Source organism: Sorangiineae bacterium MSr11954 (assembly GCA_037157815.1).
GTDB lineage: Bacteria > Myxococcota_A > Polyangia > Polyangiales > Polyangiaceae > Pendulispora > Pendulispora albinea.
The window spans coordinates 11,362,969-11,387,436 of the sequence record CP089984.1; the positions used below are offsets into that span (position 1 = coordinate 11,362,969).

The window sequence follows — 24,468 nt, forward strand, 5'->3', positions numbered from 1 at the left end:
GGAGGTAACCATTGGGGCCGAAGAGCAACCTGCCGCAACCGGACATCGTGGGACGCGCGCTCGAGCGCATCGGGAAGAAGCCGCTCCTCGACGAGACCTGCATCGTCCATCGCGCGTTCGCGCTCCTCGCCGACAAGTGGACATTGCTGGTCCTCCTCGCGTTGATGCACGGGCGAAAACGCTACAGCGCGCTTCAACGCCAGATCGGCGGTGTCTCACCCAAGATGCTGACGCAAACGCTGCGGGCGCTCGAGGAGCACGGGCTGGTGGAGCGGGAGGTCTTCCCCGAGGTGCCTCCGCGCGTCGAGTACGCCCTCACGGATTTCGGGCGAACCTTGAGCGAGCCGCTGGCGAGCTTGTGCGAATGGGCCGTCGAGCACGAGGGGCGCCTGCGCGCCGTGCTCGCGTCGGAGCGCTCGCGCGGGTGAGGGGCCGCGGGGCGGCTCGGCCGATCAACGGCGCGCTTCGGCGGCCTTTTCGGCGGCGGCCTTTTCGGTGGTTTTTTCGGCGGCAGCCTTCAAGTCGCGCAGCCACATCTGGAGCCCTGCGCGAAGGATCCCGGTCACGGCGGTGGCCTCTCGTTCGACCTGGGCTCCGGAGAAGGTCTCCTCCGTGTGGACATGGACGCCTCCCTTGACCTCGGTGAATGTCCACAGGTGGGTCCCTTTGTCGATGCGCACGCCCGTGCCGACCGCGGGGCCGTTCCAAAGAATGCACGTGTTGCTCTGAATCTTTTGGACGGTGGAGGTCACCTCCACGATCGTGGCGGCGGTGGTCGCGGTGGCCGGCGCCGGCGTCGTCCACCGGAACGCGGATTGGCTTTTCAGCGGACCGCTGTCGAGACGCTTCGAGGTGAGCACGCCCGGTTGCCACGACGGCCAACGTTCCACGTCCGTCTGCAGGTTCCAGATGGTGCTCAGCGGCGCATGAATGACGGTATCGGCTTCGGCGCGGATGCGCGCCCCGCGCTCGATGCCCTCGCCCTGGCATGTTGGCGGCGCGGCTTGCTCCGTGGCTTGCGCCGACGGGGCGCCGAACAGGATGCCGACGGCGGCGAGCGCGATGGTGAGCGTGGCGGCGCGCACCCCGCTCCGCGACCGGGACGGATTGGTGGACATGGCGATGCGCGCGCTGGACTCGTTGTTTGCCTTGGTCATGCGCAAAGAATGAGGCTTGCTATAAAGCGATACAACGCCGATTCGCGCAAGGTACGTGAGCAAAAATGCAAGACCATGACGACGCGGGCGCACCGCGGTCCGCCCGCAGAATTCCGCGCCGGAGATCCCCGATTCCGGGCGGCCCCGCGAGCCACGCCCCCGTCGATCAGCGGCTCAGATAACGCCTCAGCAGATCGATGACCTCTTTGGCAAACTCCGGATTGGCCAGCCGCTCGGGGGTCCGCAGCGCGGCGCCATGAACGAGCGACTCGGCTGCGTCCAGCGCGATCTCGGCGGCGAGCGCCAGGTTCGTCGAGCGCACCTCGCCGCGGCGCGCTTGGAGCCAGCTCGCGGCCAGCTGGTGCAGCAGCCGTCGTTCGCCGTCCTGCACGCCGGCGGCGGCCACCGCGTTGTGCAGCGCCGGATCTTCGCGGTGCAGTTCGATGAGGGCGAGCACGCAGCGCGCGATGGCCTCCTCGAGCGGCAGGTCCTGAATCGTCGCGGTCAGCGCGAGGAGGCGTTCTCGAAAGGCGTCGTCGTGACGCCGGCGGACCTCCGCGATGAGGGCCTCCTTGTCGGGGAAGTATTGATAGAGCGATCCGATCGAAACGCCCGCCACCGCGGCCGCGCGGTTGGTGGTCAGCCGCTCCGCCCCCTCGCGGCTCAAAATCTGAGCAGTTGCTCGAATAATGGCCTCGATGGTGTCCCGCGCCCGTTGCTGTTTCGGCTGATTTACCCTTCGTTTGCCGCGCATTTTGACCCTCTGAAAACCCGAGCATCGGGCGAGCTGCGGATTGTGAGCAAAGATTCACAATCTTAGCCTCACGGCGAAGCGAGCGCCATGGAGGCGCGCCCTCGCCGCGACGAGAGGACCTGCACGATGCTCCCTGCGAAAATGAAGACACGACTGCACGACTGGGTGACCGCGGCCGCCGGGATCACCGCGCTCGCCGGGCTGGGGGCCCTGGTGCTTCGCCAGCGGACCGCGGCCGCCATCTGCGCATCGGCGTGTCTGGCGACGATCCTCGCCGCGCGCTGGTCGAGCCAGCGGACTCCGAGCCCCATGCCGTACACCTTGCGCTGGGTGCTCTACTTGCCCCGCTGGCCGCTCTCGGTGGGCCGCCTGCGCGAGGCGCTCGGTGTTCGCCCCGGGGAGCGCGTCCTCGAGCTGGGACCCGGCGTGGGGATCTATTCGCTCCCGATGGCCTCGACGCTCGTACCCGGCGGTTCGCTGGAGGTGCTCGACATCCAGTCCGAGATGCTCGCCACCCTTCGGTACCGCGCGGAGCGAGCCGGGATCGGCAACATCGTCACCACCCAAGGCGACGCGCAGCATCTGCCGTACCCCGACGCCGCCTTCGACGCGGCGTACGTGATCGGCGTGCTCGGGGAGCTGCCCGATCCGGAGGCCGCGCTGAACGAGCTCCGTCGCGTGCTCAAGCCGAACGGCCGCCTCGTGGTGGGGGAGGCGCTGGTGGTCGATCCCGACGGCGTGCGCCTCGCGCCGCTGTGCGACATGGCCGCGCGCGCCGGCTTCGTCTTCGAGCGCAAGCTCGGCCTGCGCGCCGCCTACTTCGCGGCGTTTTCGTCGCCCTCGACCGCCTCGACTCCATCGCCTCCCGCGTGACCGCCGCCCGCACGTGCCGCAAGTAGGTCGGGACGAAATCGGACACCTGCCCGGACGAACCCACGACCACGCAACCGTCGAATCGCTCCGGCCGAATCATGGTGAGCAGGAAGCTCGGGGATCCTTTCCGCGTATTCTGCCATCGCGCCATAAACCACGGACCGCACACGGAGCACGGAGATGACGTCACACAGACGACACGCGCTTTTTCCAAACATCGGATTTGCCCTGTTCGTGGTGGCTGTCCTGATGAACCTGGCCATCCTCGCAGGAGCGAGATCCGCCCACGCGAGCAAGCGCGATGCGAACGGGCGGGACGCGGACTACGAGGAAAGGGTCACCGCCGAGCTGGCGGCGGAGAGCCCCGACGCGGCGCGCACCTTTACCGAGGCAACGGCGGCCCAGGACCGGGGGGATTTGCCTTCGGCGCATCGGGGCTTCGAGCGCGTCATTCAGCTGCTGCCGAACAACCCCCACGCCTACCGCCGGCTGTGCCATGTCGAGCTCCGGGAAAACCAAGACGACCTCGCGCTGACGCACTGCCGGCGCGCCGTCAGCCTACGCGATTTGCCCGAGAGCGAGAGCGCGTTGGCAGGGGCGCTCATCGGGCAGGCAAAGCCCGGAAAGAACGATCTCGACGAAGCCTACCAGCACGCCAAACGAGCCGTCGAAGCGCGTCCGGACGACGCGATCATCCTCCTGACGATGATGCACGTGGCGTTCATGCGGAAGGATCTGCCGGAGGCCAAACGCTACGGCGAGCACTTGAGGAAGATCGCCCCCGACGACGCCGAAACCCACTACGCGTGGGCCATCATCGCCGCGGCCGAAGGCCGATGGACCGCGGCTCACGAGTCCCTCGAAGCCGCCAAGCAACGCGGCATGCCCGAGGATGCGTATCGAAACCTCGCGAAGAAGATCGACGAGGCGGAGAGGTCCGGCTTGGGGTACTACGCCATCCGCGGCGCGTGGATCCTGGGGCTCTGGGTCGTGGGGTTCGGGCTGCTGGTGGGCCTCGGGTGGGTGCTCAGCCGGCTGGTGCTGCAGGCCGCCGAGAAAATATCGGCAGCCGGTGAGAAGCATGCGTCGGCTCCGGCGCTCCTGCGACGCGTGTATCGCGCGGTGATTTGGCTTACGTGCATGTATTTCTATGCGTCGCTGCCTGTGGTCCTTTTGGGGGTCTTCGCCGGGGTGGGCGGCATTTTTTATGGCTTTTTGGTCATCGGGCAGATCCCGATCAAGCTCGTGCTCATCCTGGGCTTGGTGGCGCTCGTCAGCCTGTGGGCGGTGCTCAAATCGCTCTGGGCCATCGTGGCCCCGCGCACCCTCGAGGACCCGGGCATGCCGCTCGATCTCGCCGCCGAGCCGCGGCTCCGGAGCGTTCTCCAAGAGGTGGCCGATCGGGTCGGGACACGCATGGTCGACCGCGTCTTCTTGACCACGGGCACCGATCTGGCGGTGACCGAACGCAGCCAAGGCTTTTTCAAGCTGGGCGCCCGATCGGAGCGTCACTTGATCCTCGGGGCGGCCGTGCTCGAAGGGATGCCGGTTCGCGCGTTCAAGGCCGTTTTGGCGCACGAATATGGGCACTTCAAAAATGAAGATACGGCCGGTGGTGGGTTTGCGCTCACCATGCAACGCTCGCTCGTCACCATGATCCTCGAGCTGGCCCGGGGCGGCGCCGCACATGCGCTCAGCCCCGCGTGGTGGTTCGTGCGCGGATTTCATCCGCTCTTCTTGCGAATTTCGCACGGCGCGTCGCGCTTGCAAGAGATCCTGGCGGACCGCTGGGCGGCGCTCGCCTACGGCTCCGAGTCGTTCGAGCGCGGCCTCCGCCATGTGATCGATCGATCCATCCGGTTCGATGCGCACGCGAGCGCCGCGCTCAAGGAGGTCATCGAAAAGAAGGTGGCCGTCGCGAACTTCTATACCTACACGCCCGAAACGCAAACATCGGAGAAAGACCTGGCCGACGAGTTCGAGAAGGTCTACTCGCGGGCGGCATCCCCTTACGATAGCCACCCTCCCGCCAATCAGCGCATCGCCTGGGTCAACGCCCTCGCGGTGCAGGGCGAGCCCGCCGGGGCGGGGGAAGAGGGCGAGGCTTGGTCCCTGTTCGGCAATCGCGCGGGCCTCGAAGAGCAGATGACCCTGCGAATCCGCGACAACCTCGCCGGCCAAGGTATTTTCCTGGCCGATACCTGACGGATATCGGATCGCGCGCAGGCGAGCGCAGGCCGGCCCGGGCGCACATCGCACATCGCGTCGTGCGCCTTCGTTTGCGTGGGTCACGGAAGGTGGACACGTGGTGTGCTGGCCCTCTTCCCACGAAAACGATGTTCGTTCCAGATGCGATTGTATCGTATGATCCGACTCGCTCAACGCCGCGAGTCGCAGGGACGACAGCCTCGATCCATGACGCTTCGCAAAATTCGATGGCGAAAGGCGCAGGAGATCCGCAGCATGCGTAAGTTCTTGATGGCAGTGCCGCTCGTCTTGTTCACGGTTCCCGCCGCCGCCCAGCAAGCCGCCGCCCCCCAAGCCGACGATATGAACCGGGTGATGGATCAAGGCCTCCAACACTCGCACGTGATGCAAACCGCCGAGTACCTCATGGACTCCATCGGCGGCCGCTTGACCAACTCACCGCAAATGCGCCAGGCGGAAGGCTGGACGCAGGCGCAGTTCCGGAGCTGGGGGCTCAAGAACGTCCACAAAGAGGGTTTTCCGTTTGGCCGGGGCTGGTCGATCCAATGGTCCAGCGTGCGCATGGTGATGCCCCGTGTCATCCAGCTTACCGCCATGCCCCTCGCATGGACGCCGGGCACCAATGGCACAATCCGCGCGCCCATCGTGGTGGCGCCCATGAAACGCGAGCGTGATTTCGAGCCGTGGCGCGGAAAGCTCGCCGGTAAGGTCGTGCTCGTATCCCTTCCTGGCGATGGCGACGAGCCTGGCGACCCGGCCTTCAAGCGGCTCAAAGACGACGACATCCACAAGCTCGATCGCATCGAGCAGCCTGACGTGGATCCGGCGGCGCGCGAACGTCAGCTCAAACGCTTCAAGTTCCGAGCCAAGCTCGATGCATTTCTCAAGTCCGAGCGCGCCGTGGCTTGGGTGCGCAAGTCGTATCGCGACGGTAAGCTGCTGCACGGCGAGAGCTTTGCCTACCGCGTTGGAGACACCCCGGCGCTGCCCGGCATCGAGGTCGCGGCCGAAGATTATCGCCGGCTGGCGCGGCTCGCCAAGGTCGGGCCCGCGCCCACCATCGAGATCAACAGCACCGTCAAGTTCGACGACAGCGACATCAACGCGTACAATATTTTCGGCGAGATTCCCGGCAGCGATCCGCGCGCGGGCTATGTCATGGCCGGAGCGCACCTCGATAGCTGGGTCGCGGGCGATGGCGCTGCGGACAATGGCGCGGGGACGGCGGTGGTGATGGAAGCGGCGCGCATCCTGGCGACCATCGGGATCAAGCCGCGGCGCACCATCCGGTTCGCGCTGTGGGCCGGCGAAGAACAAGGTTGCCTCGGCTCCTTGTCGTACGTGGAAAAGTACCTGGCGACCCGCATCCCGGCGAATGCCCCCGATGGGAACGACCAATGGCTCCGTTGGGATCAGTGGTTCCCGATCAAGCCGCGACCGGGTTACAAAGACCTCGTCGCGTATTTCAATATCGACAATGGCTCGGGCAAAGTCCGCGGCATCCACGCCGAGGGAAATGTCGCCGCGGTCCCGCTCTTGCGCGAGTGGCTGCAGCCGTTCGCGAGCATGGGTGCCAACGCCGTCGTTGCATCGCCCACCCGGGACACCGACCATGAGTTCATGCAGGCGGTCGGTGTCCCCGGCTATCAGTTCGTTCAGGACCCTCTCGATTACTCATCGCGCATTCATCACAGCAGCATCGATACATTCGATCACCTGAAGGCCGAGGACATGCGGCAAGCTTCCGTCATCCTCGCCGGCCTTCTGCTCCAATCGGCCAATAGCGACAAGACTTTGCCGCGCATGCCGCTGCCCACCCAGAGCGCCCCGACGAACCCGTTCAAGTACGAGGATCCCAGCGACGATTGACCGAGGCGCACGGGCGCCACGCGATCGCCCGAGGTGAATGGCGCGCCTGTCCCGCTTGGCGCGCCTTCGCGATTCTCCCTATCGTCAATGCTCGATGCGCACGCGGCTCCACTCGCCCCAGCCGCTGCTCGGTGCATCCTGGACGATCTCCGACAACACCGCGCCATTGGCGGAGATGGCAAAGACGTGAATGAGGCCATCGCGATCACGAACCGCGCTCGGCGTGCTCGAGACAGGCTCGCCGCCGAACGATTGCCATCCCGTGATGTCGTTCCCGTTCCAGGTGCCGTCGCCGTTCTGCCATCGGTGCAGGATGTATTCACCGCCGGGCGTGACCTTGATGGCCTCCAGCCGCCCGTCGGCGTTTTGCACCAAGGTGGGCGAGGGATCGGCCCACGAGGAGAAGCCCCGCCAATCGTTCCACCCGCCGTTGGGCGAGGACTGCGCGAGCAATGCGATGCCGGCGCCGTACGGGCTTACGGCGAAGACGCCAAGCCGGCCATCGGCGCCGAGGGCCATGCTGGGCGTTGCGGCCGCCGGCCCGCCGATGATTTCCCAATTGCTCCACCCGCCGCTGGGGGTGGTCTGCCATCGGTGCGCGAGGTATCCGTTGCCCGGGCCAATCGCGAACACCTCCAGGCGCCCGTCGGCATTGGCATGGACCGAAGGCGGCCCGCCCGCCGCCGTACCGAACACTTCCCATTGGCTCCAATCGCCGCCCGCGGACGTTTGCCATCGATGTGCCACGTCACGGCCCGCCGGGCCGATGGCGAAGACCTCGAGCCGCCCATCGGCGTTGCGCGCCACCGTGGGCGCGGCGCCGGCAGGTCCGCCGAACGTCTCCCACTGGCCCCATCGATCGCCATTGGCGCGGAGCTGAACGCGGTGAAGCAGGCGCGATCCATCGGGGGCAACGGCAAAGAGCTCCAGCCGCCCATCGGCATTTCGACCGATGGTGGGCGCGGCGCCCGAAGCCTCGCCGAACACCTCCCAACAGCTCCATGTGTTGCGCCTGGGATCGATTTGCTTGCGCCGGAGAATGCGGCCGTCCCCCGGGTCGACGAGGAAGAGCTGAATACGGCCGGTGTCATCCAATGCGACCGCGGGGTTCTGGGGCGAGGGCCAGACGGGCGGTGTGCGACGCCACTCGAGCGGCGCGAAATAAATGCCGTGTTCGAAGGAGCCAGCTCCGCTCACCCAGGTGGTGCGCCGATCCTCGACGAGCTCGGCGGCGTGCGACGGGAGATACCCGGCATAGCCGTCGATGGAAAACGAGAATGGATCGCGACTGCGAAACACGTCGGTGCCCACGTAACCGCGGCGCGGACCGATGAGGAGATACCATACACCGTCGCGCTGGATGAGGAACGGCGACTCGGTGGTGGACGGAAAAGGGTCGTAATTGGGATCGGTGAAGACGGTGGTCGGCTCGCTCCAATGCAGCAAATCGGAGCTCGTTCGAGCGGCCACGATATGGTGGCCGCCCCAGCCGGCGAGCTCGCAATAATACATGACCCACTTGGTGCCAATTTTAATCACGAACGGATCGCGCGCGACCAATCCACGAAAGAGCGGGCCGCTGGGGATTCGCTTCCAGTGAAACAGATCCGTGGAGGTGGCGAGGTTGATCGCCGCGCCATTTCCGCCCGCCGCATAAAACATGTAATAGGTGCCCTCGCTCTCGATGACGTGCGGCGCCCATAGGTGATCTTCACCGTAGTAGCTGCGATCGACGTGCAGCGCGTGCGGCTGCGTCGTCCACGGTCCCATCAAATCGCGCGCGGTCGCATGCGCAAAATCGAGCTCCTTGCCGCCATCGGGAAATTCGCCCGGCGGCGCCGCGTCCCCGATGATGCCGAACATGTGCCACGTGCCATCACGCCCTCGAATGAACGTATGATCGTTGAGATACCGCGCCGGACCGCCTGGCGGCGTCGGATCGTACACGTGCTCGAGCGGCGCCGATGTGAGCCATCTTTCCCTACCTCGGTCGTCCCCGTCGCTCGCCATGGCCGAGTGCCCCGGGAGCGCCCACGCGAACATCGCCGCCAGCGCACCGGTGGTTCCACCAACGACAACTTTCTTTGCGATCGAGGTCATATCGCTCTCCTTGCACATGGGTTCAGCGGGGTACCCCATGGGCGGTACCCGTTCGCTGCGCCGTGTCAAACGTGGGGACCCTAGAGCCCGTGCGCGTCAATGGTATCGATACCATTCGCCATGGTATCGATACCATTAAACGAGCGGTCGACAAGGCCGAGCGGCACGCGGGAGGCGCCACGGATACGGTCTTGCGCGATCGCAAATTTCTCCGAGAGCGCGGGCGCCCCACCCGGCAGCATGCGCGGGGAAGCCCGCTCCACGTTGTTCGATGTTGAACGTGCCGTGCGACGACCGCGACCCGGCGCGCGAAACGCGGAAGGTGCAGGTGGCGACGGCGGACGATCCGAACGCGCCCGAGGGGGGCATGGATCTTTTTCACCGGCGGTCCGGGTCGACGCGATTCAACACCGCGAACGCGGCCACCTCGGGCGAGGCGCCGCGCGCCGATTTCGATCACGGCCGTGATCCCGGTCTCGGAGGCTTCTCACGCGGCGTGCGCGCCGGAGAAGACGATCCACGCGGCCTCGGGCCTCAAGGTGGCGTGCGCGCCGCCAATCCGATCAGGTGGATTCAGGAATGCGTGCGATGACTTTGATCTCGAAATCGAATTCGATCACGGCCGTGATCCGGTCTCGGAGGCTTCTCACGCGGCGTGCGCGCCGGAGAAGACGATCCACGCGGCCTCGGGCCTCAAGGTGGCGTGCGCGCCGCCAATCCGATCAGGTGGATTCAGGAATGCGTGCGATGACTTTGATCTCGAAATCGAAGCCCGCCAACCAATTCACGCCCACCGCCGTCCAATTTGGATAGGGCGGCTCTCCGATGGCCTTCGACCGAACGGCGGCGATCGTCTCGAACTGGGCGGCTGGATCCGTGTGGAAGGTCGTTACGTCGACGACGTCGTCGAACGTGCAACCGGCGGCCTTCAGCACGGCCGCGAGGTTGTCGAAGGCGAGTTGAACCTGCTTTTCGAAGTGCGGCTCGGGCGAGCCGTCTGCGCGGCTGCCGACCTGGCCGGAGACGAACAAAAGATCTCCCGATCGGATCGCCGCCGAATAGCGGTTCATCTCGTACAGCGCCTGCCGGCCGGCAGGAAAAATCGCATCGCGTTTGGCCATGATTGCACTCTCTGTTTGAAATGAGGCACACCTATCCGCTCGCCGCTGCGAGCCGTCCCCGCCGAAAAGGCGAACGACGTTCGCGGGTCGCGAGCGTGGTTGGTCCTCTGCCCGGCCGAGGAAACGGCGCCAGGCTGCACCCGTCCGGGACGACGGTTGTCATACGCCCCGTATGCCGTTACCTTTACACATACGGCTCGTATGTCAATACGCATACGCGGCGTATGTCAATTTAGGCAGGAGGCGGCGGTGGTCGCGAGACGGCGTGCGGAAATGGTGGAGGAAACCCGAGCCAAGCTGATTCAGGCCGCTCGGAAGGCGTTCGCGACCCAAGGTTATGCGGACGCGTCCATGGACGAGCTCACCGCCGAGGTTGGCCTTACAAGAGGCGCGCTCTACCATAATTTTGGTGACAAGAAGGGCCTGCTGCAGGCCGTCGTCGACCAGATCGACGCCGAAATGGTGGCACGGATGCGCGCCGCGCAGGCGCGGGCCAAGACCTTATGGCTTGGGCTTCTCGACGAGAGCATCGCCTACCTCGAGATGGCATTGGAGCCGGAGATCCAGCGCATCATGCTGCTGGACGGCCCCGCCGTGCTCGGCGATCCATCGCAATGGCCCAACCAGAACGCGTGCCTTCGCGCGATGACGCAAACGATCGAGGCGCTCATCGAGGAGGGAACGGTCAAGCCCATGGACGCCGAAGCTGCCGCCCGGCTCCTCAATGGCGCGGCGCTCAACGCATCGCTTTGGATTGCGGCCGCCGACGATCCGCACGCCGTCTTTGCAAAGGCCGTCGAGGCCTTCCGGCACCTCGCCGCCGGTTTGCTGCGGACCGAGCGATGACGCTACGACGTTCGCGTGTCGACCGAAGATGGGACGCGGCGGCGGCGCCGGAATGCAACCAGGGTACCGAGCACGAACAATCCGGAGAAGGGCAGCTCACGCGCGGGCGGTGAAACGGTGCACCCGCCTTCCTCGCTGCGCAAGCTGGGATCGCGCTCGAGGGCCTGGAGGAAGGCGTCCCCGAACTCCTTTTGAGCCGCGGCCTCCGTGGTGGTGGTGTTCTTGTCCGTGGCGAGTTGCAAACTCCCTTGGACGCGCTGCGCTTGGACGCTGCTTCCGCCTCCGCAATCCTTCCTCAACCCCTCGAGCATCTTCGAGAGGGCCTCTTCGTTGCCCAACATGTCGCTGTGCATGTTCGCCGTCACCTGCGACGTGAGAAGGAAATTTTCGACGCCCGACGCCTCGTCTTGCCATCCCGTGCTTCCGCCGACCAGAAAATCTGCGATGCCGACGATGTTCGTGTAGCAGACGCCCGAGGCCGAGTCGTGCGTCGGCAAGGATCGGCCATTGGTCGCAAACCGAAGGAATGTTCCATCCGGCTCCGAAGGGCCGCCGTGCAAATCGTTCCAGTAGGTGGCGTCGAACAGATCTTCCGCGAATGGAGACTGCACCGTCGCGGCCAGCGAGCGATCGAGCCCAAATGTCGACACCAAGGTATCGGCGACTTGCTTCACCGTGAGGCCAGGATAAAACTGCCGCCCGAAGGCCAAGAGATTCGGCAGATAAACGTCGGAGTCGAAGAACCGCGGCACCCCCAGGTGCGCATACGGATGATGCAGACCGCCAAAGGAGACGAAGGCGTGCACCTTGGATGCGCCTCCCTTCTTGAGGACGTAGTTGTCGAGCACCCCGGTGCCCGCGGAGTGGCCGACGACATCGACCTTCTTGGCGCTGGTGTACTTCAAAACCGAATCGATGTACTCGGAGATCTGGTCGGCGCTATTCCATAGATGGTCCTGGCCGTACGCGCCGCCATTGGCAAGGTTGATGGGGCCATAGTTCGTCCCGCAGACGCAGTACCCTTCGCGCGTGAGCCGATCGGAGACCGCGCTCATGCCCTCGAAGGTGCCCGCTTGACCGTGCACGAGCACGACGGGGTAGGGTTTCTCGCTCGTCAGCTTGCACTGCTTGAGGAGAGCGCCCGAGCCGCCGACCAGGGGGTCGGCATTCGCGGGGGTCGCGGCGAGCATCACGACGAACATGGAGCCAATGGCAACAGCGCTTTCGAGGAGACGCATCGCCGCCCAATGAGCACGAGGTATGCCGATCACCATCGAATGGCATTTTCGAGCAGTTTCATCGCCTCCGCGCGGTTCCATTCGTTCCGTCGAGGAAAGAACCGTTCCACGCGCAAGCACGCCTTTGAGTATGCTCACCCACATTTGCGGATTAGGGTGACGTGTCGGGCGCTCTTGTCCACTCCGCCGGGGCGCGCGCTTCGCGATCGCGATCGCGCTCGGCTTTGTCGCGATCTAAATGTAAGAACAACTGTATTGCGATTGTATAGGCTGGCGCGCATCGCCGCGCGCCATCGATGGGCGGGGTTGTCATGGAAGGCCGCACGCGCGGTGGTCACGAGGATAGCGTCGATGGACGCCACGTTCTGCCGCCGGATGCTGCGCCGCCTCATCGGCAAGACATTTGCGTTGTCTGCCGCGCGAACCGAGTCAGGACGCAAGCCGGATCGTCTCGATGCCGAAGTGTGCCAAATGCTGTTCGAAGGACCGCTGTCGGGGCGGAAATAATACGTATTTATACTTCGGCACGGTCGATGCAGTTGATAGAATGTATGGCTCATAATTGCTTTAAATTGTTCAATATGGATTCGCCGCGGCTGCATGGCGCGATTCTCTTTCTCATCGCAACCCTCGCATCGGCCGTCGGTTGCGGAACCGACGGAAGTCTGCCGAGCTCCGCGTCCGATCAGGAAGGCCTGGAATGGTCGCCCCATCGGGGCCGCTGGGACGATCGAATGACCATCGCGGGGTTCACCGATACGGATACGCGTTTGCCGGCCTTCGCTTCGTCACCCATGGTGGCCGATTTTGCTCGCGACAAGAACGGTGACGTCCTGGCCGTGGGGCAATTCTCCTGGTCGGGCCGGAAGCCCATCGACCCGTTCGTGCGCCTTCACGATGGGCAATGGAAGTCCGCGCGAAAAGACTTCGACATCGACGCTGCCTGGGGGATCAGCGCGGTGGGTGTAGGGCCAAAAGGAGAGATCGCGCTCAGCGTGAATCTCCCTCCCAAGATAGGACATCGCCAGGAGAGCCGGATTTGGGTCGATCGCGGTCATGGCTTCGAGGCCGTCACGGATGTTCAAGGCGCGGTTCGCACGCTGGTCTGGGCGGGTGACAAGTTATGGATGGCTGGATTCTTTCAAATGACGAGTGGGGTGAGCCACCTTGCCGTCTGGGACGGCACGACGTGGTCGGCGCCGCCCGGAGGTCCGGCCAACCAAGCCGTCTACGACGTGATGGTGGACGATCGTACCGGGCACGTGCTCGTGGGGGGCGCGTTCACCGAGATCGGGGGGATTGCGGCAAAGAAGGTCGCCGAGTGGAATGGCACGGCATGGACCCCTCACGACATGGATTTCGGGGCGTGGGTCTACGCACTCGCGCGCGGCCCCGAAGGTCAATTGTATGCCGGTGGGTACATCTTCGAAGAGCTAGGGCGCGGAATCGGCGGCGGGGTAGCCCGCTGGAACGGAACGGCGTGGGAGATGATGGGCGGTGGTGTCTTCGCCGGCAACTATGGCGGTGTCGTGAGCGATGTCGCGGTCCATCAGGGCAGCCTGTACATCACCGGGTGCTTCAACAACGTCAGGAACCCCGCAGGGATCGTGCTCACGAATGGGATCGCCCGATGGAGTGGCTCGGAATGGGAGCCCCTGGCGGGCGATGCGCTCGGCGGCGCAAACGGTGTTTGGGGTGGGCTGCTTCGTTGCGGTTTCGAGGGGCCTGCAGCGCTCTGGCAAATGCCGAATCAACGCCTCTTCAGCATGGGCACGCGCCTGCTCGTCGGCGGGTATTCTGGAGGCCAAGGTGGCGTCGCGTCGCAGAGCATCATTGCGTACGACGGAGAGGGCTGGCAGGCGCAGGGCAAGGCGAATCAAGGTTTCGCGGGGCCGGTGAGCGATCTGGTGATCGGTGGGCCGAAGCAATCTCTTTATGCCTTTGGCGGCATATCGCATGTTGCGGGAAGGCGCCTTCCGTTGCTCTCCGTCGCTCGACGGGACGAAAATCAGTGGACGATCCTCAGCGGCTCCCTGCCGGAGAGGACCCACTGCAGCCGCATCGCGGTCGACCGCCGAGGCGACGTCTTTGCAGCTTGCAGCGCGGGGATCGAGATCGGGGCGACCGTGAATCGCCTGTTCAAGCTCACCGGATCGGAGTGGGTTGCGCTCGCCGACATGAACGAGAAGGTGGCGGTCGCCCCGAACTTGGTCGCCGACCCCGAAGGCCGCCTTTGGATGGTCGGCGGCGCACGCGACTCGGGGTACGTTGCGCGCTGGGATGGCGACCATTTCACGATGATCGAGCGCGGGTTCGATGGCCCCGTCGCGCAAATCGATTTTGCACGATCCTGCGAAGTGGGCGCGGAACGCGCGTTCGTCGTCGGAGGTGATTTTACCCACATCGGTACGGCGGAGATCTCCCGCGTTGCGCGCTTCGATGGGCGGTCCTTTGCCCCTCTCGGGGCCGGCTTACCCTCGGCGGTTTATGCGCTCGAATATGGTGAGCGGTTCATCTACGCCAGCAGCAATACGAGCGTTCCCGGCAGCCCCGTCCTTGCGCAGTGGAACGGAACCGAATGGATCGACATCGGGACCCCCGAACGTGGCCTGCCAGCACCGATGGAGCGGACGAGACATCAATTCAGGTCGCTGGTGGAGTATCGCGGCAAGTTGATCGCGGCGGGCGAGGTGTGGCCCACGAGCGGCGGGCGCAACGTCTTCGTTTACGACGGCACGCGCTTCACGAGCCTCGGCGGAGGCGTGGCGGGCGCGGTGAGCACGATTGCCGTGGCGGACGATGGTCTCTGGTTCGGCGGTGAAATTGCCGAAGCAGGCGCGGGCAACGAACGCATTCCCTCTACGGGAATCGCTCACTGGAAGAATTGAACCCCGAGCGCAGGTGCTAGCACCCCTCGCGTGCCGGATGCGTTCTAGTAGCACTCCGACGATGCGGGCGTGCGGACCATCCCGGAGGTCACATGGATCGTGACGCGCGAGGTGTTCGCCTCGAGTATCCAGCCGTCGTGGGTGTTCGTCATGGTTCCTTGAACCGACAAATGCGTCATGGGCTTGAGATTCCCTTGCGCATCTTGGCACGACGCCGGCAGATCCCCCCGCATCGCAGGAGCCGACAGCCACCAATCCTTCGATGGACAGGTTCGCACGTCGAAGAGGACGGGCGAGCCTGTCGTCCATGTGACGAGGAGCGACTGTCTCGTTAGGTTCAAGCAGGGATGGCCCGCGGGCTTTCCGGAATCGCCTGCATCGGCGTCGTTGCCTGCGTCGTCGTTGCCCGCATCGGCGTTGTTACCTGCATCGGCGTCGCCCGCATCGGCGTCGTCGCCCGCATCGGCGTCGCCCGCATCCGGGCCCGCATCCACGCCCGTGATGCACGGCACGCCGGAGTCGCCTCCTGATTGGATCGTGTCCTGTCCGATCAAATAGTAGAGCGCATCGGTTCCTCTTTCCTCGCCACGCGCGTCGGCGACGCTGCCGTCGTCGCGAACGACCGACGCGCTTCCATGGGCATATCGATATGCGGTCGCCGGGGTGGTGTGCAGCGACCCGCAGCCGCACGGATTTTGGTTCTGTTCGCAGGCCAGTGGTCCGAGCACAGCGCCCAGAAACACGAGGCGCAAGGTTCGCGTCGCACCGCTGGAAAAAGCATGTTGCACGATCATGCTCTCGATCTACGTGCGCCTCGCCAAACCATGAAATGACACGAGTTGACTCCTCGAGGCACACCGCCCCGCTCGACATCACCGCGCGTTTTCTTTCTCCGATCGTGCACCAGAAGCATCCCCGCAGGGCCGGCGCACATTTGTCCACCATGAATCGACCGGCGCCGGTGGATCGCGCGAACAGTTTCCGCCGCCCGCCAAGTCTTAGGGGAAAGGGCGCGTTTTGCCGTGCCCATCACCCACCACCAGGATGGCAGCATGAAATTGTACGATTTTGCGTTCTCGCCCAACTGTCGCAAGGTTCGCTCGGTCGCCTATGAGCTCGGGGTCGAGCTCGAGCTCGTGGCGGTCGACCTGGTCAAAGAGGAACGGCGTGGGAGCGCCTTTCTCGCGATCAACCCCAATGGCTTGGTGCCGGTCTTGGAAGATGGTGACTTCATTCTTTGGGAGTCGAACGCCATCATCCATTACCTGGCGACCACGGCAAGCCGGCCGGGCGCGCCCTCGCTGGTGCCATCCGATGCGCGGGCGCGCGCGGAGGTGGAGCGCTGGCTCTGTTGGCAATTGGCTCACTTTGGACCCGCTGTTCGCAAGGTGGCCTTCGAGCGGATCGCGAAGAAGATCACCGGACGGGGCGTACCGGATCAATCTCTCATCGAGCTCGGCATCGCGGAGTTCAAAAAGTGCTCGCGCATCCTGGAGGCTTCGCTCGGCAACAAAGAGTACGTCGTTGGAGAGCTCTCGCTCGCGGACTTTGCGCTCGCATCGTTTTACAGTTTGGCGGAGCCATGCGGGCTGGAGGTCCGCACCTATCCGCGGGTCGACGCTTGGCTCGGGAGAATGCTCACGCGCGAGAGCATGAAGCGCGCGCTCGCAGACGCCGAGGCCTTGATGCGCTAGCGTTTAGCGAGGCCCATGCAGGACAAACCCGACGGATCCTTCTTCGACGCGGTGGAGCCGCTGCGCGGTGCGCTCCGGCTCCACTGTTATCGCATGCTCGGCTCTTCGCACGACGGCGACGATATGGTGCAAGAGACGATGCTGCGCGCGTGGCGCGCGCGGGAGAGCCTCGACGATCCGGGGTTGCTCCGCCCATGGCTCTATCGCATCGCCACCAACGTGTGCCTCGACGAGCTGAAATCGCGTCCGAGGCGCATGCTCGTATCGGATACCTGTCCTCCCATGGATCCTCTCGCGCCGTTCGCCCCCGCCATCGACGAGCCCATATGGCTCGAGCCCGTGCCCGACACCTGGCTCGGGAGCGCGCGCGATCCCTCACCCGCCGCGCGCTACACGCTCAAAGAGAGCGTCGCGCTCGCGTTCGTCGCCGCGCTGCAGCTGCTCCCACCCGCGCAGCGCGCGACGCTCCTCCTGCGCGACGTCGTCGGCCTCTCGGCGGAGGAGACGGCGTCCGCGCTGGGCCTCAGCGTGGGCGCGGCCAACAGCGCCCTCTTTCGCGCGCGCACGGCGGTCGAGCAGCGGTTGGGCGGCCGTGACGTCGCGTCCATCGCGGCGAGCACGCAGCCGGTGGACGAGGCGTTGCTCGCCCGATACGTGCGCGCCTTCGAAGACTCCAACATCGAAGCGCTGGTGGCATTGCTTCACGCCGACGTGAAGACCACCATGCCCCCAGCGCCCATGTGGCTCGACGGCCGCGCGGCGAACGAGGCGTTCTTCCGGAAAATGTTCTCCGCGCCCAAATGGCCGCCGGGTGGATTGCGCGTCCTGCGCATCGGCGCCAACGCGCAATCTGCGTTTGCCTTCTACCACTCCCCCCTACGCGGCGAGCCCGTCCGGCTTCACGCCATCGACGTCATCGACGTGCGCCACGGTGTCATCGTAGGCATCCATCATTTCATGATGCAGGCCGTGTTCCCGCTGTTCGGCCTGCCCGCCGAGCTTCCGGCGACGCCGAAATAGCTCCATAGCCTCGCGGGCGTGACTTTATGCGGACCGCGCCGCGTGCTCGGCCATCAGGTCCTCGAAGTACTTGCGCGGCCAGTTCGCGTCGACGGCGTGACGGCTGTGCACGCACTTCCAAGCGCCCTCGATCTTTTTGAGCTTATCGTAATAGGTCCCCGTCGCGACGATTCCGGGCACGCCTTTGCGAAAGACGACCATCCAGTACCATTCGGCCGTGGCCTCGTCGCCATCGCCCTCGATCACCACCGTGCCGACCACGAGGTTGTGGTAAACGACTTTCATTTTCAATAATATGGCCGCATGGTTCGCTTTTTTCGATGCACAGCCGCCTTCATTTCTCTTTCGTTGAGCGCGATCTGCTCGTGCAGCAGTGACAACGACCGGAACGTCGCCCCGACCGGCGGCGACGGCGTCAAGCCGCTTTATGCGCTCGCGAGCAGGACGATTACCACCGACTCGGGCACCACATACATCAACCTCTTCGATTCGCCGGACATCACCTCGGTCGACTTCAAACAGGCGCGCGAGTTCCACGGGGTCGTCGGGGCCGAGGCGCTGGATGGAAAGCTGTTCGTGTCCAGCGGCGACGCGCCCATCGTGACCCGGTTCGGGGTGACGGACGACAAAGTATGGAAGGAGGACGGATCGATCAATTTCGCGACCTATGCCTCCAAGATAACCCTCTCGTCGAACGCATTCGGCCAATCGAAGAAGGGCTACATGGCGCTCAATGTCGTGGACCGCCTCGTGTGGGAGCCGGATACCCTCACCATTCGCAGCCAGCAGATCGCGGGCACGGATATCGTGCGCGATCGCGATGGCCTGTCCGTGCGCGCGTCCTTCGATCGCGCGATCGCGACCCGGGACAACGCCGTGTACTGGCCTTACTACTGGTCCGACAACACGTATTACCGCATCGCCCCGGTATCCCAAATCGCCGTCTACGATACGGACAAAGACCAGCTTCGCACCGTCATCGACGTGCCTTGCCCGGGCGTGGACTTCGTCAGCAAAGACGACGCGGGCAATCTTTACTTCAGCAACTGGGCATTTGCGACGCTCGCCCCTGCCTTCGAGGCGGGCGCCCCCAAGACGTGCGTGGTCCGGGTCAAGGCGGGCGAAACGGCCATCGATCCGAGCTTCACCTTTCGCTTCGAGGAGGTGACCGAAGGTCGCCAGGGCATCGCGTTTCATTACCTCGGCAACCAAACGGCCCTCTTCGCCGCCTTTCATCGAGAGCTCGTGCCGGCGAGCACCGATCCGAAGAAGGCCCTTCAAGGCAACTATTGGCGATTCTGGTCCTTCGATATGAAGACGCAAAAGGCCAAAATCGTCGATGGCATCGACTACTTCTCGGGCGGATACCGCGCCGAGCGGGTCGACGGCCGCACGTTCCTCCTCATCCCGCGCGCCGACCACGCCTCCACCGTCGCCTATGAAATGTTCCCCGACGGATCGGTCAAGCGCCTCTACGAGTCACCGGGTTGGGCGTACCACTTCTTCCGCGTGCGCTGAGCCGTCGACGAAGAGGGGGGGCGTCCGGGGGACGAGCGTCTTCGCATAAATCGGAACCGAGGTGCCGCCGGCGTTCGCGCGGGGCATGAGCGTCCACCCGACGCGCTGGAGGTACGCGGGGATGGTCTCCGTTCCGCAATAAATGCGATCGAAGCCGAGATCGCGCGCCACCTCTTCGACGGCCGCGAGCAACTTTGCGCCAATGCCCTGCCGGCGATGCGCGGGATGCACGAATCCAGCTGCCGCCCAAGGTCGCAAATCCGGCGCCAGGACCGACTGGTCCCGCAGCACCGCGACACCCACGAGCTCCTCGCCCAGAAATCCCACGATCCCGATGGGCAGACGAGCACGCGCAGCGTACCGCGCGAGATCCTCACGGGCGTTTCCCTCGCCGTTTGGACCGTACCAATTCGGCCACTCCGCCTCGAACCACGACGCGAGGGTCGGGTGCACCTCGGGGTGGTCCGCCAGATACGCCGTTCGAAATGCGGTCGTCATGGGCCTGGCCTCATAGCGTGTAGTGTCCGTCGAAGATCTTCTGTCCATCGAACGCGAGGGCGCCGGTGGCGAAGATCAAATCCAGGTGATGGCTCCCTCTTTTGCTCCCACCGAGCCCCAAATGCAAACCGCAATGGCGCTCTTCGAACCCGGCATTTCGCGCATACAGCTTGGTGACGCCCTCGTTGGTGCCGATCCCCAGCTCCTCGACCCTTCGATTGGATTCGTTCATCGCGATGTACTGCTCGAGGTCCCGCTTCAAGGACGCGTTGTCCGTCGCGATCGATTCGATGGCCCCGTTCGAAATGACGAGCTCCACCGGCTCTTCGACGATGCCGTACTTGATGGCAAACGGTATGGTGCTGAGAAATGTCCCCGTGAAGAACACACGGCCGTTGATCCGGTCGGTGTGGGTGGCAATTTCACCCGGCGTCAGATCCGGGCTGCCGTATCCGTTCACATCGGTCCATTTTTGCTCTGCGCCGAGCAGCTCGGCCGTCAGCCGGGAGCCGTAGGCGTCGGTGAACTCGAGGCGGGAGGAGCGCTTGGCGATGTCGATCAGCCGTCGATTGAGCGTGCGAATGCGCTCCGGCGCGATGCGGAACGCATCTTCGAAGTGCCGCCCATAATCTTTGAAAACCACCGATTTCTTCCAATGCTCCGTGATGATCGCCTTCAGCGCGACGATGAAATCGGGGCCTCGAGGAGACGGGGCGGGGAGCGTGGACGAGTCGTAGAGCAGCAAGAAGAGATCGCACGCACGGATCCCTTCGGCCGCGCGCTCCGTGCTCTCCTGGTCGAGCGCGCACGAGGTGAATCGCGTGCGCCCGGGCTCCGAGGAGCCGGCGCCGACGATTCCATTTGCAAGCGCCGCGTAATCCTTGGTGAAACCGACGAAAACGTGGGGTCTTTCCAGGCCTTCGAGCGCGGGGTGATGATGGAGATACCCGATGAAGTTCGAAAAATGCGATTGGGACATTCGTCGATACCCGGCCTAGAAAGTAGAAGTGTGGAAAACGAAGATGGAAGAGGTCCCGAGCGCCCCTTCCATCTTCTCGTGTGGTCTACTACTTGGATTGTCTGGCTACTCCTGATTTCAGGTCGGCCAGAGCGCCGTGGCGAAGGGGACGACAGCGTCCTCTCGCATCATCTCGACGGCGTCGTCGTGCGTCTCGGCTTCGTACCAATCGGTCAGCTCGATTTCCTGCTCTTCCATGTGAAGCGGCTCCTTTGAAAGCCTGGCTTTCGCCCGGCAAGTGCGCTGCTTCCCCCCGGCGAAGCTAGGGTGAGCTTTCGCATCCACGCTGTCAAGCGAAGAGTCGATGCAGATACATCTGTAGATGGTATTTAATTCGTGACCGCCTGCGACCACGCGTATCCCTTTTAAGATACGCTTCATTCAATGAGTACTTTTCGAAAGATTTATTAATCGCGTAATCTGGAGATCGCATGACGATTGCCGCTCGTCCAGGTTGGCGCGCCGCGACAGCATGCCGCTCATGGCACGGGTCGCCTCTGCGGCCATGTGGGATCCGTCTCGGGATCGCAGGCCCGCTACCTCAAGCGTTGGCAGGACGGCCCTGCGCGCGACGCGGGGCGGAGCGTCAGGACGCGATGGGGCGAACTTCGGTCCCTTTGCCCGGCGTGACGAAGATCATTTCGGAGGGCGCGCGCACGAGCACGCGGTGCCAAATGCCGCGCGGCACGATGCACGCGCCGAGGCCGGTCAGGCGGGTGACGACGTCTCCCTCGGGCTGGTGGACGATCACGTCGATGGCGCCGGAGAGCAGAATCAGGATCTCGTCCCCCGAAGGGTGCATTTCACAATGATCGGAGTCGCTCTCCAGATGCATCAACCCGAGGAGTCGCCCTTCCAAGAGATCGTCGCGGGATCCCAGCGTCTCCCAAAAGCGCTCGTCGACGTCGATGGCGGAGGCTCCGCCGAGGTTCGATAGATGGATGTAGGTACGCGCGGGAGAGAGGCCCGAAAGGCTTTTGGTGTCCGTGGTCATGCGCTCATCGTGGAGCTCGCGCCGTGCCGGGGATTGTAAAAATTTCTCCTTCGGCGAGCGGTACGTGGGTGGGGTCGGTATGCGAGCGGGGCCGGTACGCCGTCGGCTTCATCCCCGAGAACTCGCGAAACTCGTGGATCAAATGCGCCTGGTCGAAGTACCCGCAATCCACCGCGACCCGCACCCAATCGATCCGTTGCTTCCGGCTCGCGGCATCGAGCACGCGCTGAAATCGGAGCACGCGGGCAAAGCGTTTCGGGGTGAGCCCCACGATCGTCGAGAAACGACGGATGAAGCGCGTGGGGGTCATCGCGAGCTGCTCGGTCACTTGGGACACGCCCACGCCGCGATCGAAGGACGCTACCGCGAAGGCCACGGCGGGGTCGAGCTTCAACGGGGCGCTCGCGCGCTCGAGCAACGCCGATTCGAGGGTGCGCAAGATGGCTCCCGTATCGCCGGCCTCGAGCAAACGTTCGCGCAGGAGCGCGCCGTCGCGACCCCACAAAGCGTCGAGCTCGACGAACATTTCGCGCATGGTCGCGGCCGTCGCGGGGAAAAAGGGGAACGCGCCGCCGGGCCGGAAATTGATTCCTACGATGTCGCGCTGTTGTTCCGTATCGATGGCGACGTGTTTTGCGTGCACACCGCACAAAATGGCGCCGCGCGTGCGGCAAACCGTCGCGTAGCCCTCGCCTCGGTACGCGCGCAGCTGGTCCTCGTGCAGGTTCACGAGGAGCTGCATGGTGCCCTTGGGCAGGACGCGCTCGTACGCGTGCGCAAAACGGCCTCGAAAGCGCCACACCGATTCCACGAACGGCGCGAGCGCGGGGGACGGAGGCCGGGCGATGATCTGCATCCCTATCCATCGATAGCAGAAACGACCCGGGTGCAAACCCGGGTTCGAGGCTTGGCCGGGCGAGACCGCTTTTTCTCGCGGGCGCTGCTCGGCGAGCGCTTCGGCCCGGGCCACGGGATCCCGGCGTTCTCGTGCGTCAATCCTTGGCGCAGGTCACCCGGATGTTTCCATAGTGCGCGCCGCAGGTGATGTCGCTCTGCGACCTCGTTGCGTGATAGCCGCCAGGACATGTGCCGCACGAGCTGATCGGCGATCCGGCGACGGCGCGGCACGACGCCGACACGTTCTCGAAGCCGCTACCGCACGCGTAATTGCTATCGATGCGAGAAGGGTAATATCCCGACGGACACACGTAACCGCACGCATTGAACTGCGACCCCGTGACGGCGCGACAGGACACCGAGACGTCTTCGTAGAAGCTGCCGCACGCGTAATTGCCGTCGACGCGAGAAGGATAGTAGCCCGACGGGCACGCGCGGCCGCACGCATTGAATTGCGATCCCGTGACGGCGCGACAGGACACCGAGACGTTTTCGTAGGTGCTGCCGCAGGCGTAATTGCCGTCGATGCGAGAAGGGTAGTAGCCCGATGGACATTCGTGGCCGCACGCATTGAATTGCGATCCCGTGACGGCGCGACAGGATACCGAGACGTTTTCGTAGGTGCTGCCGCAGGCGTAATTGCCGTCGATGCGAGAAGGGTAGTAGCCCGATGGACATTCGTGGCCGCACGCATTGAATTGCGATCCCGCGATCGGCTGACATGCCACTTGCAGGCTGCCGCTGCACGCGTGGTTGGTGGCCACCCGCGTTGGGTAGAACCCTTCCGGACAAGATGTCCCACAAATGTCGAGCTTCTCCGATTGTGCGAGCACGCTCTCATGCTCTTCGTTTGGAGCGGCACATCCTGCCATCGCCACGCCGGCCGCGAGGGCCCACATTCCCGCAACACCGAACAGCCCACGCACGGTCTTCGATTTTCTCATCGTCTGCCCCCGGGTGATGGGAATGGAAACATGGAAACGGAAGAGCTCGCTACGGTCGCACGGCCGCTTTGGGCCTGTCAAGTCGCGATGCCGCGCTCGTGGCGAAGCTGGATAACGCGGCATTGGCGCGGCGGGTTGGCGGCCCGTACGCGTTCTGCTTAGCTGCGCACATGGATTCCACGTTTCAGCATATCGTAACGATATTGCCGGGATTCTCCTTGGCGTGTCTTGCGCTTGCCGTGGCGCCCGGCCCGGGGACCGCGCTGTTGTTGCAGCGCACCGTGCGCGATGGCAGGGGCGCTGGCTTGGCCTCCGTGGCCGGAACGGAGATTGGGCTTTTCGGTTGGGCGCTCGCGAGCGGTGCGGGGCTCACCGCCTTGCTTCGGGCCAACCGCATGCTCTTCGACGGCATGCGCGTGGTCGGCGCCATTGCGCTCGTCGTGCTCGGTGTGTCGGCCTGGCGGGCCTCCATGCGAAGGGACGGCGAGCAGGGCGACGCGCTCCCCGCCGCTGCTCCGCGCCATCGGTCCAATTGGTCCGCGTTCCGCGCATCGCTCCTGACCATCGCGGCCAACCCAAAGGCGGCCGTGTTTGCGTTCTCGTTCTTTCCCCAGTTTCTTCCGGCCGAGGGCCCCATCTTCGTCACGACGGTGTGGCTCGCCGTCATTCAGGTGATCGTCGACACCGCATGGTGCGTCGGCGTCGTCACCATCGCCGATCGCGCCCGCGAGTGGTTTCTTTCATCGACCATACGGCGCCGCATGGACCGCGTCCTCGGCACCGTCCTCATCGCGCTGGGCATCGATCTCGCGGTGGAGTCGCGCTGAGCGC

At 64.6% G+C, this 24,468-nt stretch carries 24 protein-coding genes; 12 read left to right on the forward strand and 12 right to left on the reverse strand.

Translation table 11 applies throughout. The annotated features are described in order from the left end of the window. Window positions 1-11: 11 nt before the first annotated feature. Complete coding sequence (locus tag LZC94_44600) at window positions 12-428, forward strand: helix-turn-helix transcriptional regulator (protein ID WXB14888.1); 417 nt, start codon at window positions 12-14, stop codon at window positions 426-428. Window positions 429-452: 24 nt separating this feature from the next. Here LZC94_44600 and LZC94_44605 read toward each other — a convergent pair whose 3' ends face one another. Then, window positions 453-1,157, reverse strand: a complete 705-nt coding sequence (locus LZC94_44605; GenBank protein WXB14889.1) for an SRPBCC family protein — start codon at window positions 1,155-1,157, stop codon at window positions 453-455. A gap of 166 nt (window positions 1,158-1,323) precedes the next feature. Next, window positions 1,324-1,824, reverse strand: a complete 501-nt coding sequence (locus tag LZC94_44610) for a TetR/AcrR family transcriptional regulator (protein ID WXB14890.1) — start codon at window positions 1,822-1,824, stop codon at window positions 1,324-1,326. Window positions 1,825-2,037: 213 nt separating this feature from the next. On the opposite strand from LZC94_44610, the gene LZC94_44615 reads away from it, so the two are divergent. From LZC94_44615 to LZC94_44625, 3 genes are all read left to right on the forward strand, one after another. Next, entirely contained in the window at window positions 2,038-2,784 is a 747-nt protein-coding gene (locus tag LZC94_44615) for a methyltransferase domain-containing protein (protein ID WXB14891.1), read from the forward strand. 180 nt (window positions 2,785-2,964) lie between these two features. Then, window positions 2,965-4,989 carry a M48 family metalloprotease gene (locus LZC94_44620; GenBank protein ID WXB14892.1) on the forward strand — a complete coding sequence of 675 codons (2,025 nt, stop codon included), beginning with the start codon at window positions 2,965-2,967 and terminating at the stop codon, window positions 4,987-4,989. Window positions 4,990-5,199: 210 nt separating this feature from the next. Beyond that, the gene (locus LZC94_44625) at window positions 5,200-6,861 is read left to right on the forward strand and encodes a M20/M25/M40 family metallo-hydrolase (protein WXB14893.1); all 1,662 of its coding nucleotides are present in this window, start codon (window positions 5,200-5,202) and stop codon (window positions 6,859-6,861) included. Window positions 6,862-6,945: 84 nt separating this feature from the next. Here the strand turns inward: LZC94_44625 and LZC94_44630 are convergent, their stop codons facing one another. Then, on the reverse strand, window positions 6,946-8,961 hold the full coding sequence (locus LZC94_44630; GenBank protein ID WXB14894.1) for a family 43 glycosylhydrolase: 2,016 nt from the start codon (window positions 8,959-8,961) through the stop codon (window positions 6,946-6,948). A gap of 271 nt (window positions 8,962-9,232) precedes the next feature. Between LZC94_44630 and LZC94_44635 the strand changes: the two genes are divergently transcribed. Further along, entirely contained in the window at window positions 9,233-9,553 is a 321-nt protein-coding gene (locus LZC94_44635; protein ID WXB14895.1) for a hypothetical protein, read from the forward strand. A 130-nt stretch (window positions 9,554-9,683) separates the two neighbouring features. Here the strand turns inward: LZC94_44635 and LZC94_44640 are convergent, their stop codons facing one another. Beyond that, entirely contained in the window at window positions 9,684-10,082 is a 399-nt protein-coding gene (locus LZC94_44640) for a RidA family protein (GenBank protein WXB14896.1), read from the reverse strand. A gap of 156 nt (window positions 10,083-10,238) precedes the next feature. Between LZC94_44640 and LZC94_44645 the strand changes: the two genes are divergently transcribed. After that, window positions 10,239-10,928: a TetR/AcrR family transcriptional regulator gene (locus LZC94_44645; GenBank protein ID WXB14897.1), complete on the forward strand. Its 690-nt coding sequence runs from the start codon at window positions 10,239-10,241 to the stop codon at window positions 10,926-10,928. Between the two features lie 2 nt (window positions 10,929-10,930). Here the strand turns inward: LZC94_44645 and LZC94_44650 are convergent, their stop codons facing one another. Next, the gene (locus LZC94_44650) at window positions 10,931-12,166 is read right to left on the reverse strand and encodes an MYXO-CTERM sorting domain-containing protein (protein WXB14898.1); all 1,236 of its coding nucleotides are present in this window, start codon (window positions 12,164-12,166) and stop codon (window positions 10,931-10,933) included. Between the two features lie 351 nt (window positions 12,167-12,517). On the opposite strand from LZC94_44650, the gene LZC94_44655 reads away from it, so the two are divergent. Beyond that, the gene (locus LZC94_44655) at window positions 12,518-12,673 is read left to right on the forward strand and encodes a hypothetical protein (GenBank protein WXB14899.1); all 156 of its coding nucleotides are present in this window, start codon (window positions 12,518-12,520) and stop codon (window positions 12,671-12,673) included. After that, a complete protein-coding gene (locus tag LZC94_44660) occupies window positions 12,631-15,054 on the forward strand; it encodes a hypothetical protein (GenBank protein WXB14900.1) in 2,424 nt (807 codons plus the stop codon). Before LZC94_44655 ends, LZC94_44660 begins: the two co-directional genes overlap by 43 nt. 44 nt (window positions 15,055-15,098) lie before the next feature. Here the strand turns inward: LZC94_44660 and LZC94_44665 are convergent, their stop codons facing one another. Beyond that, on the reverse strand, window positions 15,099-15,848 hold the full coding sequence (locus tag LZC94_44665) for a hypothetical protein (GenBank protein ID WXB14901.1): 750 nt from the start codon (window positions 15,846-15,848) through the stop codon (window positions 15,099-15,101). Window positions 15,849-16,106: 258 nt separating this feature from the next. Between LZC94_44665 and LZC94_44670 the strand changes: the two genes are divergently transcribed. Next, window positions 16,107-16,748, forward strand: coding sequence for a glutathione S-transferase family protein (locus LZC94_44670; GenBank protein ID WXB14902.1), 642 nt, complete (start codon window positions 16,107-16,109; stop codon window positions 16,746-16,748). 15 nt (window positions 16,749-16,763) lie between these two features. Next, window positions 16,764-17,768 (forward strand): RNA polymerase subunit sigma-70, encoded by a 1,005-nt coding sequence (locus LZC94_44675; GenBank protein WXB14903.1) that lies wholly within the window; start codon window positions 16,764-16,766, stop codon window positions 17,766-17,768. Window positions 17,769-17,792: 24 nt separating this feature from the next. Here LZC94_44675 and LZC94_44680 read toward each other — a convergent pair whose 3' ends face one another. After that, window positions 17,793-18,053 carry a nuclear transport factor 2 family protein gene (locus tag LZC94_44680; protein WXB14904.1) on the reverse strand — a complete coding sequence of 87 codons (261 nt, stop codon included), beginning with the start codon at window positions 18,051-18,053 and terminating at the stop codon, window positions 17,793-17,795. Between the two features lie 63 nt (window positions 18,054-18,116). Between LZC94_44680 and LZC94_44685 the strand changes: the two genes are divergently transcribed. Next, on the forward strand, window positions 18,117-19,286 hold the full coding sequence (locus LZC94_44685; GenBank protein WXB14905.1) for an MxcI: 1,170 nt from the start codon (window positions 18,117-18,119) through the stop codon (window positions 19,284-19,286). On the opposite strand, the gene LZC94_44690 is transcribed toward LZC94_44685, so the two are convergent. From LZC94_44690 to LZC94_44710, 5 genes are all read right to left on the reverse strand, one after another. Beyond that, complete coding sequence (locus LZC94_44690; protein ID WXB14906.1) at window positions 19,248-19,784, reverse strand: GNAT family N-acetyltransferase; 537 nt, start codon at window positions 19,782-19,784, stop codon at window positions 19,248-19,250. The genes LZC94_44685 and LZC94_44690 overlap by 39 nt on opposite strands. A gap of 10 nt (window positions 19,785-19,794) precedes the next feature. Then, the gene (locus LZC94_44695) at window positions 19,795-20,763 is read right to left on the reverse strand and encodes a hypothetical protein (GenBank protein WXB14907.1); all 969 of its coding nucleotides are present in this window, start codon (window positions 20,761-20,763) and stop codon (window positions 19,795-19,797) included. Window positions 20,764-21,388: 625 nt separating this feature from the next. Beyond that, window positions 21,389-21,796, reverse strand: coding sequence for a hypothetical protein (locus tag LZC94_44700; GenBank protein WXB14908.1), 408 nt, complete (start codon window positions 21,794-21,796; stop codon window positions 21,389-21,391). Window positions 21,797-21,800: 4 nt separating this feature from the next. Next, entirely contained in the window at window positions 21,801-22,652 is an 852-nt protein-coding gene (locus LZC94_44705; GenBank protein ID WXB14909.1) for an AraC family transcriptional regulator, read from the reverse strand. A gap of 136 nt (window positions 22,653-22,788) precedes the next feature. After that, complete coding sequence (locus tag LZC94_44710) at window positions 22,789-23,637, reverse strand: hypothetical protein (GenBank protein ID WXB14910.1); 849 nt, start codon at window positions 23,635-23,637, stop codon at window positions 22,789-22,791. 170 nt (window positions 23,638-23,807) lie between these two features. Here LZC94_44710 and LZC94_44715 point away from each other — a divergent pair, with 170 nt between their 5' ends. Continuing rightward, entirely contained in the window at window positions 23,808-24,464 is a 657-nt protein-coding gene (locus LZC94_44715) for a LysE family translocator (GenBank protein ID WXB14911.1), read from the forward strand. Window positions 24,465-24,468: the final 4 nt, after the last annotated feature.

Excerpts from the sequence above, each read along its gene's own strand:
- LZC94_44605 (WXB14889.1), bottom strand. The coding sequence starts at position 1,157 with ATGACCAAGGCAAACAACGAGTCCAGCGCGCGCATCGCCATGTCCACC.
- LZC94_44615 (WXB14891.1), top strand. The coding sequence starts at position 2,038 with ATGCTCCCTGCGAAAATGAAGACACGACTGCACGACTGGGTGACCGCG.
- LZC94_44620 (WXB14892.1), top strand. The coding sequence starts at position 2,965 with ATGACGTCACACAGACGACACGCGCTTTTTCCAAACATCGGATTTGCC.
- LZC94_44625 (WXB14893.1), top strand. The coding sequence starts at position 5,200 with ATGACGCTTCGCAAAATTCGATGGCGAAAGGCGCAGGAGATCCGCAGC.
- LZC94_44630 (WXB14894.1), bottom strand. The coding sequence starts at position 8,961 with ATGACCTCGATCGCAAAGAAAGTTGTCGTTGGTGGAACCACCGGTGCG.
- LZC94_44635 (WXB14895.1), top strand. The coding sequence starts at position 9,233 with ATGTTGAACGTGCCGTGCGACGACCGCGACCCGGCGCGCGAAACGCGG.
- LZC94_44640 (WXB14896.1), bottom strand. The coding sequence starts at position 10,082 with ATGGCCAAACGCGATGCGATTTTTCCTGCCGGCCGGCAGGCGCTGTAC.
- LZC94_44650 (WXB14898.1), bottom strand. The coding sequence starts at position 12,166 with ATGCGTCTCCTCGAAAGCGCTGTTGCCATTGGCTCCATGTTCGTCGTG.
- LZC94_44655 (WXB14899.1), top strand. The coding sequence starts at position 12,518 with ATGGACGCCACGTTCTGCCGCCGGATGCTGCGCCGCCTCATCGGCAAG.
- LZC94_44665 (WXB14901.1), bottom strand. The coding sequence starts at position 15,848 with ATGATCGTGCAACATGCTTTTTCCAGCGGTGCGACGCGAACCTTGCGC.
- LZC94_44670 (WXB14902.1), top strand. The coding sequence starts at position 16,107 with ATGAAATTGTACGATTTTGCGTTCTCGCCCAACTGTCGCAAGGTTCGC.
- LZC94_44675 (WXB14903.1), top strand. The coding sequence starts at position 16,764 with ATGCAGGACAAACCCGACGGATCCTTCTTCGACGCGGTGGAGCCGCTG.
- LZC94_44680 (WXB14904.1), bottom strand. The coding sequence starts at position 18,053 with ATGAAAGTCGTTTACCACAACCTCGTGGTCGGCACGGTGGTGATCGAG.
- LZC94_44690 (WXB14906.1), bottom strand. The coding sequence starts at position 19,784 with ATGACGACCGCATTTCGAACGGCGTATCTGGCGGACCACCCCGAGGTG.
- LZC94_44695 (WXB14907.1), bottom strand. The coding sequence starts at position 20,763 with ATGTCCCAATCGCATTTTTCGAACTTCATCGGGTATCTCCATCATCAC.
- LZC94_44700 (WXB14908.1), bottom strand. The coding sequence starts at position 21,796 with ATGACCACGGACACCAAAAGCCTTTCGGGCCTCTCTCCCGCGCGTACC.
- LZC94_44705 (WXB14909.1), bottom strand. The coding sequence starts at position 22,652 with ATGCAGATCATCGCCCGGCCTCCGTCCCCCGCGCTCGCGCCGTTCGTG.
- LZC94_44710 (WXB14910.1), bottom strand. The coding sequence starts at position 23,637 with ATGAGAAAATCGAAGACCGTGCGTGGGCTGTTCGGTGTTGCGGGAATG.
- LZC94_44715 (WXB14911.1), top strand. The coding sequence starts at position 23,808 with ATGGATTCCACGTTTCAGCATATCGTAACGATATTGCCGGGATTCTCC.